The organism is Salinicola peritrichatus, assembly GCF_003206715.1.
Lineage (GTDB): Bacteria > Pseudomonadota > Gammaproteobacteria > Pseudomonadales > Halomonadaceae > Salinicola > Salinicola peritrichatus.
Map to the genome: position 1 here is coordinate 300061 of NZ_PZJU01000008.1, position 16974 is coordinate 317034.

18 protein-coding genes are annotated in these 16974 nt (G+C 64.5%); all 18 read left to right on the forward strand.

Going from position 1 to position 16974, the window contains the following annotated elements:
- The first annotated feature begins 41 nt into the window (after positions 1-41).
- The 18 genes from DOM57_RS05090 (at position 42) to trbL (ending at position 16962) form a co-directional block, all read left to right on the forward strand.
- A complete protein-coding gene (locus tag DOM57_RS05090) occupies positions 42-803 on the forward strand; it encodes an SDR family NAD(P)-dependent oxidoreductase (RefSeq protein WP_110648132.1) in 762 nt (253 codons plus the stop codon).
- Positions 804-849: 46 nt separating this feature from the next.
- Positions 850-1407, forward strand: a complete 558-nt coding sequence (locus DOM57_RS05095; RefSeq protein ID WP_204352864.1) for a flavodoxin — start codon at positions 850-852, stop codon at positions 1405-1407.
- Positions 1408-1453: 46 nt separating this feature from the next.
- On the forward strand, positions 1454-2191 hold the full coding sequence (locus tag DOM57_RS05100; RefSeq protein WP_110648134.1) for an SDR family oxidoreductase: 738 nt from the start codon (positions 1454-1456) through the stop codon (positions 2189-2191).
- Between the two features lie 45 nt (positions 2192-2236).
- Entirely contained in the window at positions 2237-3073 is an 837-nt protein-coding gene (locus DOM57_RS05105; RefSeq protein WP_110648135.1) for an oxidoreductase, read from the forward strand.
- 34 nt (positions 3074-3107) lie between these two features.
- Positions 3108-3842 (forward strand): SDR family oxidoreductase, encoded by a 735-nt coding sequence (locus tag DOM57_RS05110; RefSeq protein WP_110648136.1) that lies wholly within the window; start codon positions 3108-3110, stop codon positions 3840-3842.
- A 63-nt stretch (positions 3843-3905) separates the two neighbouring features.
- Complete coding sequence (locus DOM57_RS05115) at positions 3906-4898, forward strand: aldo/keto reductase (RefSeq protein ID WP_110648137.1); 993 nt, start codon at positions 3906-3908, stop codon at positions 4896-4898.
- Complete coding sequence (locus DOM57_RS05120) at positions 4898-5599, forward strand: nitroreductase (RefSeq protein WP_204352865.1); 702 nt, start codon at positions 4898-4900, stop codon at positions 5597-5599. Before DOM57_RS05115 ends, DOM57_RS05120 begins: the two co-directional genes overlap by 1 nt.
- Before the next feature lie 57 nt (positions 5600-5656).
- Complete coding sequence (locus tag DOM57_RS05125) at positions 5657-6871, forward strand: aldo/keto reductase (RefSeq protein WP_110648138.1); 1215 nt, start codon at positions 5657-5659, stop codon at positions 6869-6871.
- Positions 6872-6974: 103 nt separating this feature from the next.
- Positions 6975-7868: a LysR family transcriptional regulator gene (locus DOM57_RS05130; RefSeq protein ID WP_110648139.1), complete on the forward strand. Its 894-nt coding sequence runs from the start codon at positions 6975-6977 to the stop codon at positions 7866-7868.
- A 1-nt stretch (position 7869) separates the two neighbouring features.
- Positions 7870-8121 (forward strand): EexN family lipoprotein, encoded by a 252-nt coding sequence (locus DOM57_RS05135; protein ID WP_110648140.1) that lies wholly within the window; start codon positions 7870-7872, stop codon positions 8119-8121.
- Between the two features lie 219 nt (positions 8122-8340).
- On the forward strand, positions 8341-10332 hold the full coding sequence (locus DOM57_RS05140; protein WP_110648141.1) for a conjugal transfer protein TraG: 1992 nt from the start codon (positions 8341-8343) through the stop codon (positions 10330-10332).
- Complete coding sequence (locus DOM57_RS05145) at positions 10329-10799, forward strand: ribbon-helix-helix protein, CopG family (protein ID WP_110648142.1); 471 nt, start codon at positions 10329-10331, stop codon at positions 10797-10799. Before DOM57_RS05140 ends, DOM57_RS05145 begins: the two co-directional genes overlap by 4 nt.
- Positions 10796-11815 (forward strand): P-type conjugative transfer ATPase TrbB, encoded by a 1020-nt coding sequence (gene trbB, locus DOM57_RS05150; RefSeq protein WP_110648143.1) that lies wholly within the window; start codon positions 10796-10798, stop codon positions 11813-11815. The genes DOM57_RS05145 and trbB overlap by 4 nt, the downstream gene beginning before the upstream one ends.
- The gene (locus DOM57_RS05155; protein WP_110648144.1) at positions 11812-12159 is read left to right on the forward strand and encodes a TrbC/VirB2 family protein; all 348 of its coding nucleotides are present in this window, start codon (positions 11812-11814) and stop codon (positions 12157-12159) included. The genes trbB and DOM57_RS05155 overlap by 4 nt, the downstream gene beginning before the upstream one ends.
- Positions 12156-12428 (forward strand): VirB3 family type IV secretion system protein, encoded by a 273-nt coding sequence (locus tag DOM57_RS05160; protein WP_110648145.1) that lies wholly within the window; start codon positions 12156-12158, stop codon positions 12426-12428. Before DOM57_RS05155 ends, DOM57_RS05160 begins: the two co-directional genes overlap by 4 nt.
- Positions 12429-12438: 10 nt before the next feature.
- The gene (trbE, locus tag DOM57_RS05165; RefSeq protein ID WP_110648146.1) at positions 12439-14874 is read left to right on the forward strand and encodes a conjugal transfer protein TrbE; all 2436 of its coding nucleotides are present in this window, start codon (positions 12439-12441) and stop codon (positions 14872-14874) included.
- A complete protein-coding gene (gene trbJ / locus DOM57_RS05170; RefSeq protein ID WP_110648147.1) occupies positions 14871-15611 on the forward strand; it encodes a P-type conjugative transfer protein TrbJ in 741 nt (246 codons plus the stop codon). Before trbE ends, trbJ begins: the two co-directional genes overlap by 4 nt.
- 115 nt (positions 15612-15726) lie before the next feature.
- Entirely contained in the window at positions 15727-16962 is a 1236-nt protein-coding gene (trbL, locus tag DOM57_RS05175) for a P-type conjugative transfer protein TrbL (protein WP_110648148.1), read from the forward strand.
- Positions 16963-16974 lie beyond the last annotated feature (12 nt).

Sequence of the window (16974 nt, forward strand, 5' to 3'; positions counted from 1 at the left end):
ACTCGGTGCCATCCGAAATCCATTACATCGAGAAGTATGAGATGACCGCAGTTCTTGCAGGAAAGTCCATCATCATCACCGGCGCGGACAGCGGGATCGGTGCGGCGGCCGCCCGACTGTTCGCCAAGGCGGGAGCCCAGTTGATTCTGGCGAGCCGGAATGCCGAGCGCGGCACGGTGTTCGCCAAGGAACTCGCCGATCAAGGAGCGACAGTGCGCTTCGTTCGCACCGATGTCTCCGACGAGGATGATGTTCGCGCGATGGTGGCCGCGGCACTGGAGAGCCACAACCGCCTCGACGGTGCTTTCAACAATGCCGGCATCGGTTACGCCGCCAAGCGGGTCCACGAGTTGGACCGCGCAGACTGGCAACGCACGATCGATGTCAACCTGACCGGCGTGTTCCTGTGCATGAAGCATGAGATTGCCGCGATGCTGAAAACCGGCGGCGGCTCTATCGTCAACACGGGTTCGGTGGGAAGCGTTAGCGCCTTCCCTGTGGCACCCGAATACAACGCGTCGAAATACGGTCTTCTCGGGCTCACACGCAACGTGGCACTCGACTACGGCAAGGATCAAATCCGGGTAAACGCGCTGTTGCCCGGCGCGACCGATACACCACTGGTTCCCCAGCAGGCCAAGCTCAAGGGGCCGGAACATGCGATGCCGCATCCCATGTCTGTTCTCGGGCGGATGGCCACGGCCGACGAGGTCGCGCAAGGCGCGCTCTGGCTGCTCTCGGATGCAGCGTCCTATGTCACTGGCACGGCTCTGACCGTGGATGGCGGCTTCACCCTTACCTGAAGCAACCGCAATGACAACGCCTTCCGACCCATTTCGACGAACGATCATGACCGCACTTGCGACCCTGCCCCTGAGTGGCTTCGCGGCAACACCTGGCGCGGGCGGTGAGTTGCGGCGTGTCGGGTCTCGGACGCTGGTGGCCTACTTTTCCCGCTCCGGGAACACGCGGGTGATTGCGGGCCTGATCCATCGCTCGCTTCACACCGATCTGTTCGAGATCCGGCCCGCCACGCCGTATCCCGAGGATTACCTGGAAACGGTCGAGCAAGCGCGGCAGGAGCGTGATAGCGGTCGTGAGCGTGCCTTGGAGGCCATGGTCTCCAGCATCGAGGACTACGACACCGTGTTCGTGGGCTTCCCCATCTGGGGAGAGACCACGCCACCGATCATCCGCGCCTTTCTTTCCGCGCACGACCTGTCCGGCAAGACCCTGATCCCCTTCGTCACCCATGGCGGCTACGGCCTCGGAAACAGCCGATCCGTGCTTGCCAGTCATGCGCCGAAGGCCCGTCTGCTCAAGGGCTTCGTCATGGAGGCCGACCAGGAACGGCGCACGATGAACCGAGTGAACGACTGGCTCAAGGACGTCGAAGTCAAGATGTAGCCGTCCTTCCAAACCTGTCGACACCGAACTCAAGAGGACATCATCCATGGAAAACGTCACGAACAAGATCGTCGTCATCACCGGCGCCAGTTCGGGCCTTGGTGCCGAGACTGCCCGCAACCTGGTCAAGGCCGGCGCCAAGGTCGCGCTCGGCGCACGCCGTTTAGACCGGCTCGAAGCGCTCGCCCAGGAGTTGGGCAGCGAGAACGCCACCGTCTTCAAGGTGGATGTGACCGACCGCGAGCAGGTCAAGGCCTTCGTCGATCATGCGGTCGCGACCTTCGGCCGAATCGACGTGATGATCAACAACGCCGGGATCATGCCGCTGGCGCCGCTGGAATTGATGCGCTTCGACGAATGGGACCAGTGCATCGACGTGAATATCAAGGGCGTGCTCTGGGGTATCGCCGCTGCGCTGCCTTATTTCAAGGAGCAGAAGAGCGGCCAATTCATCAACGTCTCCTCGGTCGCGGGCCATACGATCAGCGCCGGCGGCGCCATTTACTCGGCGACGAAGTATTCGGTGCGCGTTATCTCCGAGGCACTGCGCAAAGAGGTCAAGCCCTACAACATCCGCACCACCGTCCTCTCACCGGGCGCCGTGGACACCGAGCTTCCGGCATCCGTGGGTGCGCCCGGAGTCAATGAGGCCATCGCGGGCTTCTATCAGCAGTACGCCATCCCCGCCGACAGTTTTGCCCACTGCGTCCTGTTCGCCATGAGCCAACCTGAGAACGTCGACATCTCGGAAATCCTGTTCCGCCCGACGAGCCAGGAACTTTGAGAAGGACATCGGCATGCAGGCACATCTGAACAAGGAGAGAAAATCATGAAAACCTGGCTCATCACGGGCTGTTCGAGCGGATTGGGGCGCAACCTCGCGCACGCCGTTCTCGATGCGGGCTTCAATGCCGTGATCACGGCACGCAATCCTGCGACGGTGCAGGACATCGTCGACGTTTACCCGCAGACCGCTCTGGCGGCAGCGCTCGATGTTTCCGACAAGGATGCGGTCGAGCGCGTGGTCAAGCTGGCCGAGGAAAGATTCGGCGGTATCGACGTGCTCGTCAACAATGCGGGATACGGCTACCGCGCTGCGGTCGAAGAGGGTGAAGATGATCAGGTCGCCGAACTCTTCGCGACCAACTTCTTCGGTGCCGTCTCGATGATCAAGGCGGTGCTTCCGGGCATGCGCGCGCGCCGCAGCGGCGCCATCGTCAACATCACCTCGATCGCGGCACGGCTGGCGATGCCGGGATCGGCCTATTACTCGGCGACCAAGTTCGCCTTGGAAGGCGTGTCTGACGCACTGCGCCGCGAGGTCGAGCCGCTCGGGATCAAGGTATTGATCGTCGAGCCTGGCGCGTTCCGAACCGATTTTGCAGGTCGTTCGCTGCACGGCGCGGCAACGACGATTGCCGACTATGACGAAAGCGTCGGTCCTCGCCGCAAGGAGAACGACAAGACCCACGGCACCCAGCCCGGCGATCCGGCTCGGGCGGCGAAACTGCTCATCGAGGTGATCGGCGGCAAGACGCTGCCCGTGCGGCTGCTGCTCGGCAGCGATGCGGTCCAGATCGTCGGTGATGAGATCGCGGCCCAGCTCAAGGAAATTGCCGACTGGAAGGAAATCAGCGCGAGCACCGACTTCCCGAAGGGCAGTTGAGGCCAGCGTAGCAGGGAAACCGCAGAATGAACGTATGAAGATGCAGGGTCTGAGCGACAAGGTCGCCGTCATCACTGGCGCATCGAGCGGCATCGGCGAGGCCACTGCTCGCTTGCTGATCGCCGAAGGCGCCCATGTCGTCCTGGTGGCGCGTCGGCGCGCACGAATCGAAGCACTCGCCGAGGAACTGGGTGGTCGAGCCTGTGCTGTGATGGCCGACGTCTCCGATGCAAGCCAGGTTGGCCCATTGTTCTCGCTGGTTCGCGAAGCCTTCGGTGGCCTGGACCTGCTCTTGAACAATGCCGGACTGGGATTCAGCGCCGCTTTCGTCGATAGCACACCGGAAGAGTGGCGCCGCATGTTCGACACCAATGTCATCGGTTTGCTGAGCTGCACCCAGGCGGCCATTCCGTTGATGAAGGGGCGTCCGGGCGCGATGATCGCGTCGATCTCCAGCACGGGCGGCCGTTACGGCGTCGAGGGCTGGTCGGTGTATTGCGCCACCAAGTACGCCGTGGTCGGTTTCCACGAGACCCTGCGCAAGGAACTGGGTGCCGACGGCATCCGCGTATCGGTCATCGAACCCGGTGCCGTCTGGACCGAGTTCGGCCACAACGTGCCTGAGCAGGCCCTGCGCCAGCGTCGTCAGGCGCTGGATGCCCTGCATGCGGAGGACGTCGCGCAAGCGGTTGTCTATGCCTTCGCACAGCCTCCGCGCGTATTGGTGCAGGAAATCCTCGTCCGCCCCGTCAAGCAAATCGCCCCCTGAAACCAGAGCGTCCGCTGTTCAAGTGAACGCGACCTCTATCCAAACAACGTGAGAACCCAACCCATGAAACTTCGCAAACTCGGAAACAACCTAGAAGTCTCGGCCCTCGGCCTGGGCTGCATGGGCATGACCGCCGTGTATGGCCCGGCATCCGACAAGCAGGAGATGATCAAGCTCATCCGCGACGCGCACGATCGCGGCATCACCCTGTTCGACACCGCCGAAGCCTATGGTCCCTTCGCCAATGAGGAACTGGTCGGCGAAGCCCTGCAACCGATCCGCGAACGGGTGGTCATCGCCACCAAGTTCGGCTTCGACATTGACCAGCAGACCGGCGCACGCGGCGCTGGCACTAACAGCCGGCCAGAACATATCAAGCTCGTGGTCGAGAACATGCTGCGCCGCCTGCGCACCGACCGCATCGACCTGCTGTACCAGCACCGCGTCGATCCGGCCGTGCCGATCGAGGACGTGGCCGGCGCGGTGAAAGACCTCATCGCCGAAGGCAAGGTCAAGCACTTCGGCCTGTCCGAAGCCGGTGTGCAGACCATCCGCCGCGCCCATGCCGTGCAGCCGGTGACGGCCGTGCAGAGTGAGTATTCGTTGTTCTGGCGCGGGCCGGAGGCGGAACTGCTACCGGTGCTGGAGGAACTGGGCATCGGCTTCGTGCCGTTCAGCCCACTGGGTGCCGGCTTCCTGACCGGCAAGATCGACGAGAACACCCAGTTCGACGCGACCGATTTCCGCAACTACGTGCCGCGCTTCTCGCCGGAGGCACGCAAGGCCAACCTGGCCCTGGTCGAGGTCGTCAAGGCCGTAGCTGCACGTAAGAGCGCCACGCCGGCCCAGGTCGCGTTGGCCTGGCTGCTGGCGCAGAAGCCGTGGATCGTGCCGATTCCGGGTACGACCAAGCTGCATCGCCTGGAAGAGAACCTGGGTGCGGTCACGCTCGACCTGACCGCCATGGATCTCGCCGAAATCGCCGCCGAGGTCTCCAAGGTCAAGGTACAGGGCGAGCGCCTTCCGGAAGCCGTGCTCAAGATGACCGGCCTGTGATGATGGCAGAGCTTGCTGCGATGAATCGGTCCGTCCCCTCGTTCCAGGACGTGGTGCGCTCCCGACACTCCACCCGCGGGTTCCTGCCGACGCCCATTCCCCGGGGCATCCTGGAGGAAATGCTTCGGGAGGCCCAGTACGCTCCCTCGAACTGCAACACGCAGCCGTGGAATGTGCATGTCGTCAGCGGCAAGAAACTCCAGGAACTGAGCGCGATCCTTGTCGACGCGCTCAGAGCGGAGCATTACACGCTGGATTTCAGCTTCGACAAGAACGACTACCCGGAGCCGTACAAGACGCGCGTCGCGGAACAGGGTGGGCGCTACTACCGGGCATTGGGCGTGGCGCGTGGCGATGCTTTGAGCCGGGCGGAAGTGGTTGAGCGCAATCTCCGGTTCTTCGGAGCGCCACATGCGGCCTTTCTGTTTCTGCCGGCCGTGGGAGACAACGTCCGCGTTGCATCCGATGTCGGCATGTACGCGCAGACCTTCCTGCTTTCGCTCGCGGCACGCGGCTATGCGGGCGTGCCGCAGGCAGTCCTGGGCTATTTCGCCGACACCGTGCGCCAGGCTCTCGGCGTACCGGACGAGTTGAAGCTGCTGTTCGGCATTTCCTTTGGGATGCCGGATAGCACTCACGCCGCCTTCAATTATCGAGAAGACCGCATTCCGCTGGAGGAAAGCATCGTATGGCACGAGTGAACGCAGCTACGCCCATCCGTTGATCGAGTTTCTCCTACGCATCCCAGGAGCGCCTCCATGTCGCAGAACGATCTACACGACGCTCACGGCCATGCACCGACCAACCCACAGCGTCGCCAGTTACTGGCGACTGCGGCTGTCCTCGCCGTCGCGCCGTGGCTGCTGTCGGTCTGCACGGTGCCATCGGCTTCTACGGCCAGTAACGCCACAAACAGCGGAATCCTGCCGCCCAGCCAGCGTCGCAAGCTGGGAACGTTGGAGGTTTCCTCCATGGGCCTGGGCTGCCAGTGGGTGTCCGCCGCAGTCGAGGGCTCGGTGTCCGACTTCTACAGCAGCACCATCGACCGGAAAACCGCGATCAATCTGATCAGAACAGCCGTCGATTCCGGAGTCACCTTGTTCGATACTGCCGAAGCCTATGGGCCGTTCCTTTCCGAGGAAATCGTCGGCGAAGCCTTGCAGGGCGTGCGCGACCAAGTTGTCATCGAAACCAAGTACGGCTTTAGTTTCGATCCGCAGGTAGTTCAAGCGCGCGGTGGCCGTGACAGCCGGCCTGAACACATCAAGCAGGTGGTGGAGGGCATGCTCAAGCGCCTGCGCACTGATCGTATCGACCTGCTGTACCAGCACCGCGCCGATCCGCAGGTGCCGATCGAGGACGTGGCCGGCACGCTGAAGGATCTGATCGCCGAAGGCAAGGTGCTGAACTACGGTCTCTCCGAGCCGGGCATCCAGACCATCCGCCGTGCGCATGCGGTGCATCCGCTTGCGGCGATCCAGAACGAATACTCCATGCTCTGGCGCGGGCCGGAAGCGGACGTCCTGCCGGTGTGCGAGGAACTGGGCATCGGATTCGTGCCGTGGAGCCCGCTGGGTATGGGATTTCTCACTGGCACGATCACGGCCCAGACGCGCTTCATTCTCAACGGCTCGCGCGAGTTCCGCGCAGATGTGCCACGCTTCGCTCCGGAAAGCCTGCGCGCGAAAATGGCGCTGGTGGACGTGGTCAAGACCTGGGCACAACGTAAGAACGCCACACCGGCCCAGCTCGCACTGGCCTGGCTGCTGGCGCAGAAGCCTTGGATTGTACCGATTCCCGGCACCACCAAGATCGCGCACCTGAAGGAGAACCTCGGCGCCGCCGCGATCATCTTTACCGGCGAGGAGTTGCGAGACCTCAATGCCACCGTGGCCGCCGTCCATATTCAGGGCGATCGGCTGCCTGCGGGCGTGTTGCAGATGTCGGGCGTGGAAGCGCCTCCGAAGCGCTGACAACGGAAATTGCACATGGACAGCACGCGACTGAAGAACAAAATCACTGTCAGCACCGGCGCCAGTTCGGGATCGGTTTGCCCGTCGTTTAGATGATCTTCCGATGGATATTCGCCATTTGCGTTGTTTTCTGGCTGTTGCAGAGGAACTCCATTTCGCCCGCGCTGCCGAACGCTTGCACGTCGACCAGTCGCCGCTATCACGCACGATCAAGGAACTGGAAGAGGAACTTGGCACGCTGTTGTTCGCCCGCACCACGCGCAGCACGCGCCTGACGCGGGCAGGGCGGTTGTTTTTGGAGCGCGTCCCGTACGTGTTCACCGCACTGGACCAGGCACGGGCCAGTGTGCAAGACGCCGCGGCTGGCTACTACAGCCAACTACGGATCGCGCTGTCGGATGGCCTATCGCCGGAACGCTTGTCCCACCTGATGGCGTTGTGTCGTCAGGAAGAACCAGATGTCGCCATTCGCTTCTTCGAGGTACCACTAACGCAGCAACTCAAGGGACTGCACGAGGATTTGTACGACCTTGGCTTTGCGCAATCGGCCGATGTGGACGACGGCATTCTGGCGGTGAAGGCCTGGAGCGAACCCTTGCATGTCGCCGTACCGGCACGACATCCATTGCTGGTGCACAGAACCATTCCGTTGGAAGAGGTGCTGCGCTACCCGCTGGTGATGGGCGATCCGGAGTATTACGAAGGCTATTGCCGACAGATCGACCGCATCCTGCGAAGCGTCGACCAAACGCCATTGGTCACCGAGCAGGTCAAGTCGCTGGATTTAATGATGGCGCTGGTGGCGGCCGGCTACGCCCTGGGCCTGGCCGGTGCCTCGCAGATTCTGGCCAGCCGGGAATCGGGCGTCGTGGCCCGACCGCTGGATCGTAAGGCGGTGCTGACGACCTGGCTGCTGCGTCCCGATGTTGAGGCCCCGGAAAGCCTTGATCGTTTTGTCGAACGCGTGGCGTCGATCGATGCGGCATCGGAGCGATGACATGAAAATACTGCTGCTGGCTTTGTTGGTGGTTCTGGCCGGCTGTAGTCCGGATTCGTCGTTATCCGACACTTCTGTGGCATTCCTTGCAGCCCATCCCAAGCGATTGCAGGAACTACGGGAGCAGTGCCATGAGAACCGCAACCAAGTCGGCGATGCGGTCTGTGTTCGTGTCGCCAAGGCCACGAATCAGCGTTTCTTCGGAAAGGGCAAAACGCCCTACACGCCGCCCAAGTCATCGCCGAAATTCTGATCGGCATCAAATCTCACGATTTTTGCGTATCCGGGCCTTACCGATGAGAAACGCTGAGGTACGCCGTATTTTTCCTTTCTTCGCCCTATATTGAATTACGGCTGTTCCAGCCATTTTTACGGCCATAACGGCCTTTGACCGTCTTCATTTCGGAACCGAATCTCCCCCATACGGCACGTCCTTGTGCCGCATAGCGTGGAGGAAAAATCGGTGGCGGCAATGCAGAGCCAGGGCGTGCTGTTCGGGCAGGTGGGTGTCGTCTTCGGCATCGTGCTGGCCGGCGTATGGATCGCGACGCAGTGGACGGCAGCCGCCCTGGGCTACCAACTGCGCCTGGGAGTGCCCTGGTTCGAGGCTTTCGGCACACCGGTCTATCAACCCTGGCGGTTGTTCGAATGGTGGTTTGCCTTCGATGCCTACGCGCCGCGCATCTTCGCCACCGGTGGGGCGATCGCCGGCGGCAGTGGCCTGCTGGCAAGTGCCGTCGCCGTTGGTATGTCGGTCTGGCGCTCACGGCAGTCGAAGTGGGTTACGACCTACGGATCGGCGCGTTGGGCGGAATCGGCCGATATTCGCCGAGCCGGGCTGGTTGCGCCCCGTGGTGTCTTCCTCGGCCTGCACGATGGGCAGTACTTGCGTCATGACGGGCCTGAGCATGTCCTGACCTTCGCGCCGACCCGCTCCGGCAAGGGCGTGGGCTTGGTGGTGCCGACATTGCTGAGCTGGACAGCCTCGGCCGTGATCCACGACATCAAGGGCGAGAACTGGCAGATCACGGCGGGTTGGCGTTCGCGCTTCTCGCACTGTCTGCTGTTCAACCCGACCGATCCGACCTCGGCCGCGTACAACCCGCTGCTGGAAGTCCGGCGCGGCGCGTATGAAGTGCGCGATGTGCAGAACATCGCCGACATCCTGGTCGATCCGGAAGGGGCGCTGGAACGCCGCAACCACTGGGAGAAGACCAGTCACGCTCTGCTGGTCGGTGCCATTTTGCACGTGCTCTATGCCGGCGAGGACAAGACGCTGCGCGGTGTCGCCAACTTCCTCTCCGACCCGGCCTGTCCGTTCGAGTTGGCGCTGCACCGGATGATGACCACGCGGCATCTGGGTGAGCGCCCCCATCCGGTGGTGGCCTCGGCCGCACGCGAGGTGCTGAACAAGGCCGACAACGAACGCTCGGGCGTGCTCTCCACCGCGATGAGTTTCCTCGGGCTGTACCGTGACCCCACGGTGGCGGAGGTGACCTCGCGCTGCGACTGGCGCATCGCTGACCTGATCGCCGCCGAGCATCCGGTGTCGCTGTACCTGGTGGTGCCGCCGTCAGACATCAGTCGGACGAAACCGCTGATCCGGCTGATCCTGAACCAGATCGGTCGACGCCTGACCGAGTCGCTGGACGGCTCGGACGGCATCCAGCGTCGTCACCGCCTGCTGCTGATGCTGGATGAGTTCCCGGCGCTCGGGCGTCTGGACTTCTTCGAATCGGCGCTGGCCTTCATGGCGGGTTACGGCCTGCGTGCCTTCCTGATCGCGCAGTCGCTCAACCAGATCGACAAGGCCTACGGCCAGAATCATTCGATCCTCGACAACTGCCATGTGCGGGTGACCTTCGCCACCAACGACGAGCGCACCGCCAAACGCATCTCGGAGACCTTGGGCACGGCGACCGAGCTGCGTATCCAGCGCAACTATGCCGGTCACCGGCTGGCGCCCTGGCTGGGGCATCTCATGATCTCGCGCCAGGAAACGGCGCGACCCTTGCTCACGCCAGGCGAGGTGATGCAACTGCCGCCGGACGAGGCGGTGGTGATGGTGGGCAGCGTGGCGCCGATCCGGGCGCGCAAGCTGCGCTACTACGAGGATGCCAATTTCCAGTGCCGTGTGCTGCCGCCGCCCGTGCTGGGCGAGGACGGCTATGCCGACGCGCCACCGCTGCGGCCGCATGATTGGCGTGATCGGGTGTTGCCGCCGGTGTCGGATAGCTCGAACGAGCCGGCAGGGGACGCTTGTGCGTCTGGCGACGACGGCGGTCCGCGCCGCCGACCCGAGCTGTCCGAATCCATTCCTGACACCGATACGCCGCAACCAGTGGTCGGCGATCTGGCCGTGCTCGATGACGACGCGTGGTCGGCACCGGCGCAGCTCGATTCCGGCCTGCAGCGCAATGCCCGGATGGCCGAGCTGGATCCTGACGACGGGATACCGCTATGAGCCGCTATCGCCTGAACCTGTTCATTCAGCCTGAACACGCCCGGCGTCTCGACGAACTGGCGGCGAAGAAGGGCGTCTCGAAGTCGTCCATCGTCGCCGCGGCGCTGGCCTCCTGGCTGTCGCCGGATGCCGGCGACCGGCGTGAGGCGGCGATGGCCAAACGTCTGGATCGGCTGTCGCGCCAGTTCGAACGGCTGGAGCGCGACCAGTCCATCCAGATCGAGACGCTGGCGCTGTTCATCCGCTACTACCTGACCGTCAGCACGGCGGTCCCCGAGGCGCACCAGGACGCGGCCCGGGCCCAGGGCCGGGCACGCTTCGAGCAGTTCATCGAGCAACTCGGCCGCCGGCTGCTACGCGGGCGCAGTCTGGTGCGTGACGTCATTGAGGAAATGCAGCCACCGGACCACGCGGTCGGCGAGCGATTGGACGAGGTCGCGGCCCAGGCCGAGGAGCGTGACGTATGAGCGCCGTGTCGGCATCGTCGGCCGCCACCTCGCTGGACCGGCGCACCCGCATGCTGCGTACGGCGCTGGGGCCATTGATCGCTGCCGCCTTGGAAGACCCGGATGTGGTGGAGGTGATGCTCAATCCGGACGGCGCGTTGTGGATTGATCGGCTCTCCAGCGGCCGGGCCCCGATGCGTGCGTCTCTGACGCCGGAGGAGGGCGAACGCATCATTCGCCTGGTGGCCGCGCACGTGGGTGCCGAGGTGCATCGGGGCCAGCCGCTATTGACGGCTGAACTGCCGGAAACCGGTGAGCGTTTCGAGGGCGTGCTGCCACCGGCCGCCCCGGCACCGGCGTTCGCGCTGCGCAAGCGCGCGGTCGGTGTGATCGCCCTGGAGCGCTATGTCGCCGACGGCATCATGACGGCGGTGCAGGCCGGTTTCCTGCGCGATGCCGTGCAGGCCCGTCGGAATGTTCTGATCGCCGGCGGCACCAGCACCGGCAAGACCACATTGGCCAACGCGCTATTAGCCGAAATTGCCAGCAGCGGCGACCGCGTGCTGGTGCTCGAAGACACCGTCGAACTGCAATGCGCGGCACACGATCACGTGCCGCTGCGTACCCGCGCCGGCGTGGTGTCCATGCGCGAGCTGGTGCGGGCCTCCATGCGGCTGCGGCCCGATCGCGTGGTGGTCGGCGAGGTGCGCGGCGGCGAGGCGCTGGATCTGATCAAGGTCTGGGGCACCGGCCATCCCGGTGGCATCGCCACCATTCATGCCGGCTCCGCGCTCGGCGCCCTGTTGCGATTGGAACAACTCATTCTCGAAGTGGCGGTGAACCCGCCGCGCGCCCTGATCGCCGAAGCGGTCGACGTGGTCGTGTTCATTGCCGGCCGCGGTCGCTCGCGCCGTATCGACGGGATCGCCCGTGTGATCGGTTTCGACGAGGCCGGCTACCGGCTCAGCGATCCGTTGGGCCTGCCGTTGCCATCGCCTTCTGTTGCGTCTTCCCATTCCCCCGGAGCATCGTCATGACATCTGCGCCCTTATTCCGGTTGCCGCCTGCATGGCGGTCGGCCTTGCCCGTGATCCTGCTGCTGGCTTTCCTGCTGCTGTGGTCGGCGGTCGCCCATGCGGCAGGGTCGAACATGCCCTGGGAGTCGCCGCTGGAATCGATCCTCGAATCCATCCAGGGGCCAGTGGCGCGCATCATCGCGGTGATCATCATCATCTCCACCGGTTTGGCGCTGGCCTTCGGTGATACCTCGGGCGGGTTTCGCAAGCTGATCCAGATCGTCTTCGGCCTGTCGATCGCCTTTGCGGCGTCGAGTTTCTTTCTGTCGTTCTTCAGCTTCTCCGGCGGGGCGGTGGTGGCATGAGTACGGTGCCCAACGACGTAGCCGGCTTCGAAGTGCCGCTGCACCGATCCCTGACCGAGCCGATTCTGCTCGGTGGCGCGCCACGTACTGTAGCGATTGCCAACGGCACGCTGGCCGCGGCCGTGGGGCTGGGCCTGCAATTGTGGATTCCGGGGCTGGTGCTGGGCGTGGTCGGCCATGCGCTGGCGGTGTGGGGTGCACGCTTGGACCCGCAGTTCATGGCGGTGTTTGCCCGGCATCTCAAGCACAAGCCGCTGCTGGACGTGTGAGGGCGATGCCATGCTGAACCTCGCCGAATACCGTCCGCATCCGGATCGCTTGGCCGACTGGCTGCCCTGGGTAGGCCTGGTCGCGCCGGGCGTGGTGCTCAACAAGGACGGCTCCTTCCAGCGCAGCGTGCGCTTTCGGGGCCCCGACCTGGACAGCGCGACCCGCGGCGAACTGGTCGCCACGACCGCCCGGCTCAACAACGCGTTGCGTCGCTTCGGCTCGGGCTGGGCGCTGTTCGTCGAGGCCGAGCGCCGGTCGACCTCCGATTATCCGAGGTCGACCTTTCCGGAGCCACTATCGTGGCTGGTCGACGAGGAACGTCGGGCAGCGTTCGAGGACGCCGGCAGCCACTTCGAGAGCATCTATCACCTGACCCTGGTGTATTTGCCGTCCGAGGAATCGCGGGCGCGGGCAGGGCGGCTGCTCTACGAAAACGCGCCCGCCGGCGCCGTCGACTGGCGCGAACGGCTCAATGCTTTCATAGCGGAGACCGATCGGGTGTTCGATTTGCTCGACGGCGTGATGCCGGAGCTCGCCTGGCTCGATGACGCCGAGACGTTGAGCTATCTGCACGGCACCATCTCGACGCGACGTTATCGCATCGTGGTACCGGAAGTGCCGTGCTATCTGGATGCCTTACTGGCCGATACGCCGCTGGTCGGTGGTCTGGCGCCGGTGCTCGGCGATCGGCATCTGCGGGTGGTGACGGTCCGCGGTTTTCCGACGACGACTTGGCCGGGGATTCTCGATGACCTCAACCGACTGGGCTTCGCCTATCGCTGGTCCACGCGCTTTTTGTGCATGGACAAGGCGGAGGCCGAGCGGGCGCTGGGACGGCTGCGCCGGCAGTGGTTCGCCAAGCGCAAGAACATCGTGGCGCTGCTGCGTGAGACGATCTTCCAGCAGGAAGCGCCGCTACTTGATACCGACGCCGGCAACAAGGCGGCCGACGCCGACGCGGCGATGCAGGAACTGGGCAGCGACCACGTAGCCTATGGTTACGTGACGGCCACGGTGACCGTCCTGGACGCGGACGCCACGGTGGCCGACGAGAAGCAGCGACTGGTCGAGCGGGCCATCCAGGGCCGTGGGTTCGTGACCATGCCCGAGCGACTCAATGCCGTGGAGGCGTGGCTGTCCTCGATCCCCGGCAACGCCTACGCCAACGTCCGCCAGCCCATCGTCTCGACGCTGAACCTCGCCCACCTGATGCCGGTGTCGGCGGTGTGGGCCGGGCAGGAGAGGAACGCGCATCTCGACGGGCCGCCCCTGATGGTGACCCGTACCGATGGCGCCACGCCGTTCCGGCTGGTGACGCACATCGGCGATGTCGGCCACACCCTGGTGGTGGGCCCGACCGGCATGGGCAAGTCGGTGTTGCTGGCCACGTTGGCCATGCAGTTTCGTCGCTACCCGGGTTCGCGCCTCTTCGCCTTCGACATGGGGCGTTCGATGCGCGCCACCATCCTGGGGCTCGGCGGCGAGCACTATGACCTGGGCGCCGACGAGACGATCGCGTTTCAGCCGTTGGCGCACATCGACCGTGAGCGCTATCGCACCTGGGCGAGCGAATGGGTCGAAGGGCGGCTAGCGCAGGAAGGCGTTGCCGTCGGGCCGGACGAGAAGGCGGCGATCTGGTCGGCGCTGGGCAGTCTGGCCGGTGCGCCGGTGGAGCAGCGCACCCTGACCGGGTTGTCGGTGCTGCTGCAGTCCAATGCCCTGCGCCAGGCGCTCGCACCCTATGTGTTGGGTGGCGCGCATGGCGCGTTGCTGGATGCCGATCACGACCGGCTGGGTACGGCCGATGTGCAGGGCTTCGAGATGGAAGCCCTGATGGCCAGTCGGGCCGCCACGATGGCGGTGCTGCACTACCTGTTCGCCCGCTTCGAGGAACGCTTCGATGGTTCGCCGACGCTGCTGATCCTCGACGAGTCCTGGCTGTTCCTGGACGACCCAGTGTTCGCCGCGCGCATCCGTCAGTGGCTCAAGACGCTGCGCAAGAAGAACGTCAGCGTGATCTTCGCGACCCAGTCGCTGGCCGATGTGAAGGACTCGAGCATCGCGCCGGCGATCGTCGAGAGCTGCGCCAGCCGCATCTTCCTGCCCAATCCGCAGGCGACCGAACCGCAGATCCGCACGATTTACGAGGGTTTCGGGCTGAATGCCCGGCAGATCGAGATCGTCGCCACCGCCGAGCCCAAGCGCGACTACTACTACCAGTCGCGGCTCGGGAACCGGCTGTTCGATCTGGACCTGGGACCGGTGACGCTGGCCTTTGCCGGCGCGTCCTCGCCGCAGGATCAGCGCGACATTGATCAGGTGCTGGCAGAGGTCGGTACTTCGGACTTTGCCGGTGCGTGGCTACAGCGGCGCGGTCTCGACTGGGCGAGCGAACTGCTGGCTTCGGCCGATGCCGGGCAGGTCCCGCAGGAGGCCGTGTCATGAGTTTCCGGCTGTCGTCCATCGCGCTGGTTACCGTTCTGGCCGTCGGGCTGTTCGTCAGCCCGAGCGCCTGGGCCATCTTTCCGGTTTTCGACGCCTCCAACTTCGTGCAGAACACGCTGACGGCGGCGCGCGCCCTGCAACAGATCGACAACCAGATCACTCAGCTACAGAACCAGGCGCAGATGCTGATCAACCAGTCGCGCAATCTGGCGCGCCTGCCATCTAATGTCGTCGACCAGTTGCGCGCCAACCTGGCGACCACCGTCCAGTTGATCAGCCAGGCCCAGGGTCTGGCCTACAGCGTCCAGCGCATGGACAGCGAGTTCGCGCGGCTGTATCCGGACCGGTACGCCGCGACGGTCAGCGGTGACCAGATGGCCGAGGACGCGCGGCAGCGCTGGCAGAACACGCTCGATGGCCTGCACACCGCGATGCAGGTCCAGGCCCAGGTCTCGCAGAACCTCACCAGTGACGAAGGCGTGCTGACCGATCTGGTGGGAAAGAGTCAGTCCGCGACCGGGGCGCTGCAGGCCATGCAGGCCACCAATCAACTGCTCGCCCTACGGGCCAAGCAGGCGATCCAGGCGCAGCAGTTGCAGTTGACCCAAGGACGGGCCGTCTCGCTAGAACTGGCCCGGCAAGCTGCGGCGGCCGAGCGCGGTCGCACGATCACGCAGCGTTTCATGGGCAGCGGTACGCCGTACACGCCGCAGACCGTCGACTTCTACGGGCAGTGAGGGAGTCGGTCATGGTGCTCGCCCGTTTCCTTCATATCCGCGCGTTGGTCATCGCGTTGGCGACGTGCCTCATGCGGGTTTGTGGCATGGCCGGCCTGGCGAGCGGAGGCCGGCTATGAACGACGTCTCGGTCATCGACCACTTCCTCGATGTCTTCTCGACCTACATCGACTCCGGCTTCGGCCTGCTGCACGGCGAGGTGGCGTTCCTGACCGCCACGCTGGTCGCCATCGACATGACCCTGGCCGGTCTTTACTGGGCAATGGCCCATGCCACCGGGCAGGGCGAGGACGTGCTGGCCAAGCTGATCCGCAAGGTGCTCTACGTTGGCGCCTTCGCCTACATCCTCAACCACTTCAACTGGCTGGCCGGGATCGTGTTCCGCTCGTTCGCCGGACTGGGGCTCGAGGCCAGTGGCTCGACGCTGAGCCTGCACACCTTCCTGCAGCCGGGACACTTGGCCAAGACCGGGATCGATGCGGCCACGCCCCTGTTGCAGCAGATCAACCAGATGTCTGGCTTCCCGGAGGTGTTCTCCAACCTGACGCCAATCGTGGTGCTGTTCGTGGCCTGGTTGGTGGTCATCGTCAGTTTCTTCGTACTGGCGGTGCAACTATTCATCACCCTGATCGAGTTCAAGCTGACCACGCTGGCGGGCTTCGTGCTGGTGCCGTTCGCGCTGTGGAACAAGACCAGCTTTCTGGCCGAGAAAGTGCTCGGCAACGTGGTGTCCGCGGGTGTGAAGGTACTGGTGCTGGCGGTGATCGTCGGTATCGGCACCGGTCTGTTCGGGCAGTTCCAGACCACCCCGGCCGAGCCGTCCCTCAACCATGCCCTGGTGGTGATGCTGGCCTCGCTCGCATTGCTGGCTCTGGGTATCTTCGGACCGGGCATCGCCACCGGGTTGGTGTCCGGTGCGCCGCAACTCGGAGCCGGGGCCATGGCCGGTGCCACCTTGGGTGCCGCCGGAACCGCCGTTGCCGTAGGCGCCGCCGCCACCGGTGTCGGTAGTGCCATCGCGGCCGGCGCACGGATGGCGCCGACGGCGATGAGGACCGGTATGAGTGGTGTACGGTCGGCCGCCTCCATGGTATCGGGTCGGCGATCTCCGGGACCTACCGTTGGTCCAGGGTCGGCGTCCAACAATGGCAAGCCCGGTGGCGGACAAGCGGCGGCAGGCCGAGGTAGTGATACCGGCCAACACCACGCCTCATCTCAGCCGGCCTGGGCCAAACGTCTGCATCGTCGCCAGCAGATCACTCATGCCGCTTCCACGGCCGCACATACCTTGCGTAGCGGCGATGGCGGTAGCGCCGGTTCCGGTCCGAGCCTGCGCGACGAGGAATCCTGAGGAGGAAAGGTC

Coding starts and splice junctions, on each gene's coding strand:
- DOM57_RS05090 (WP_110648132.1), top strand. CDS start 42: ATGACCGCAGTTCTTGCAGGAAAGTCCATCATCATCACCGGCGCGGAC.
- DOM57_RS05095 (WP_204352864.1), top strand. CDS start 850: ATGACCGCACTTGCGACCCTGCCCCTGAGTGGCTTCGCGGCAACACCT.
- DOM57_RS05100 (WP_110648134.1), top strand. CDS start 1,454: ATGGAAAACGTCACGAACAAGATCGTCGTCATCACCGGCGCCAGTTCG.
- DOM57_RS05105 (WP_110648135.1), top strand. CDS start 2,237: ATGAAAACCTGGCTCATCACGGGCTGTTCGAGCGGATTGGGGCGCAAC.
- DOM57_RS05110 (WP_110648136.1), top strand. CDS start 3,108: ATGAAGATGCAGGGTCTGAGCGACAAGGTCGCCGTCATCACTGGCGCA.
- DOM57_RS05115 (WP_110648137.1), top strand. CDS start 3,906: ATGAAACTTCGCAAACTCGGAAACAACCTAGAAGTCTCGGCCCTCGGC.
- DOM57_RS05120 (WP_204352865.1), top strand. CDS start 4,898: ATGATGGCAGAGCTTGCTGCGATGAATCGGTCCGTCCCCTCGTTCCAG.
- DOM57_RS05125 (WP_110648138.1), top strand. CDS start 5,657: ATGTCGCAGAACGATCTACACGACGCTCACGGCCATGCACCGACCAAC.
- DOM57_RS05130 (WP_110648139.1), top strand. CDS start 6,975: ATGGATATTCGCCATTTGCGTTGTTTTCTGGCTGTTGCAGAGGAACTC.
- DOM57_RS05135 (WP_110648140.1), top strand. CDS start 7,870: ATGAAAATACTGCTGCTGGCTTTGTTGGTGGTTCTGGCCGGCTGTAGT.
- DOM57_RS05140 (WP_110648141.1), top strand. CDS start 8,341: ATGCAGAGCCAGGGCGTGCTGTTCGGGCAGGTGGGTGTCGTCTTCGGC.
- DOM57_RS05145 (WP_110648142.1), top strand. CDS start 10,329: ATGAGCCGCTATCGCCTGAACCTGTTCATTCAGCCTGAACACGCCCGG.
- trbB (WP_110648143.1), top strand. CDS start 10,796: ATGAGCGCCGTGTCGGCATCGTCGGCCGCCACCTCGCTGGACCGGCGC.
- DOM57_RS05155 (WP_110648144.1), top strand. CDS start 11,812: ATGACATCTGCGCCCTTATTCCGGTTGCCGCCTGCATGGCGGTCGGCC.
- DOM57_RS05160 (WP_110648145.1), top strand. CDS start 12,156: ATGAGTACGGTGCCCAACGACGTAGCCGGCTTCGAAGTGCCGCTGCAC.
- trbE (WP_110648146.1), top strand. CDS start 12,439: ATGCTGAACCTCGCCGAATACCGTCCGCATCCGGATCGCTTGGCCGAC.
- trbJ (WP_110648147.1), top strand. CDS start 14,871: ATGAGTTTCCGGCTGTCGTCCATCGCGCTGGTTACCGTTCTGGCCGTC.
- trbL (WP_110648148.1), top strand. CDS start 15,727: ATGAACGACGTCTCGGTCATCGACCACTTCCTCGATGTCTTCTCGACC.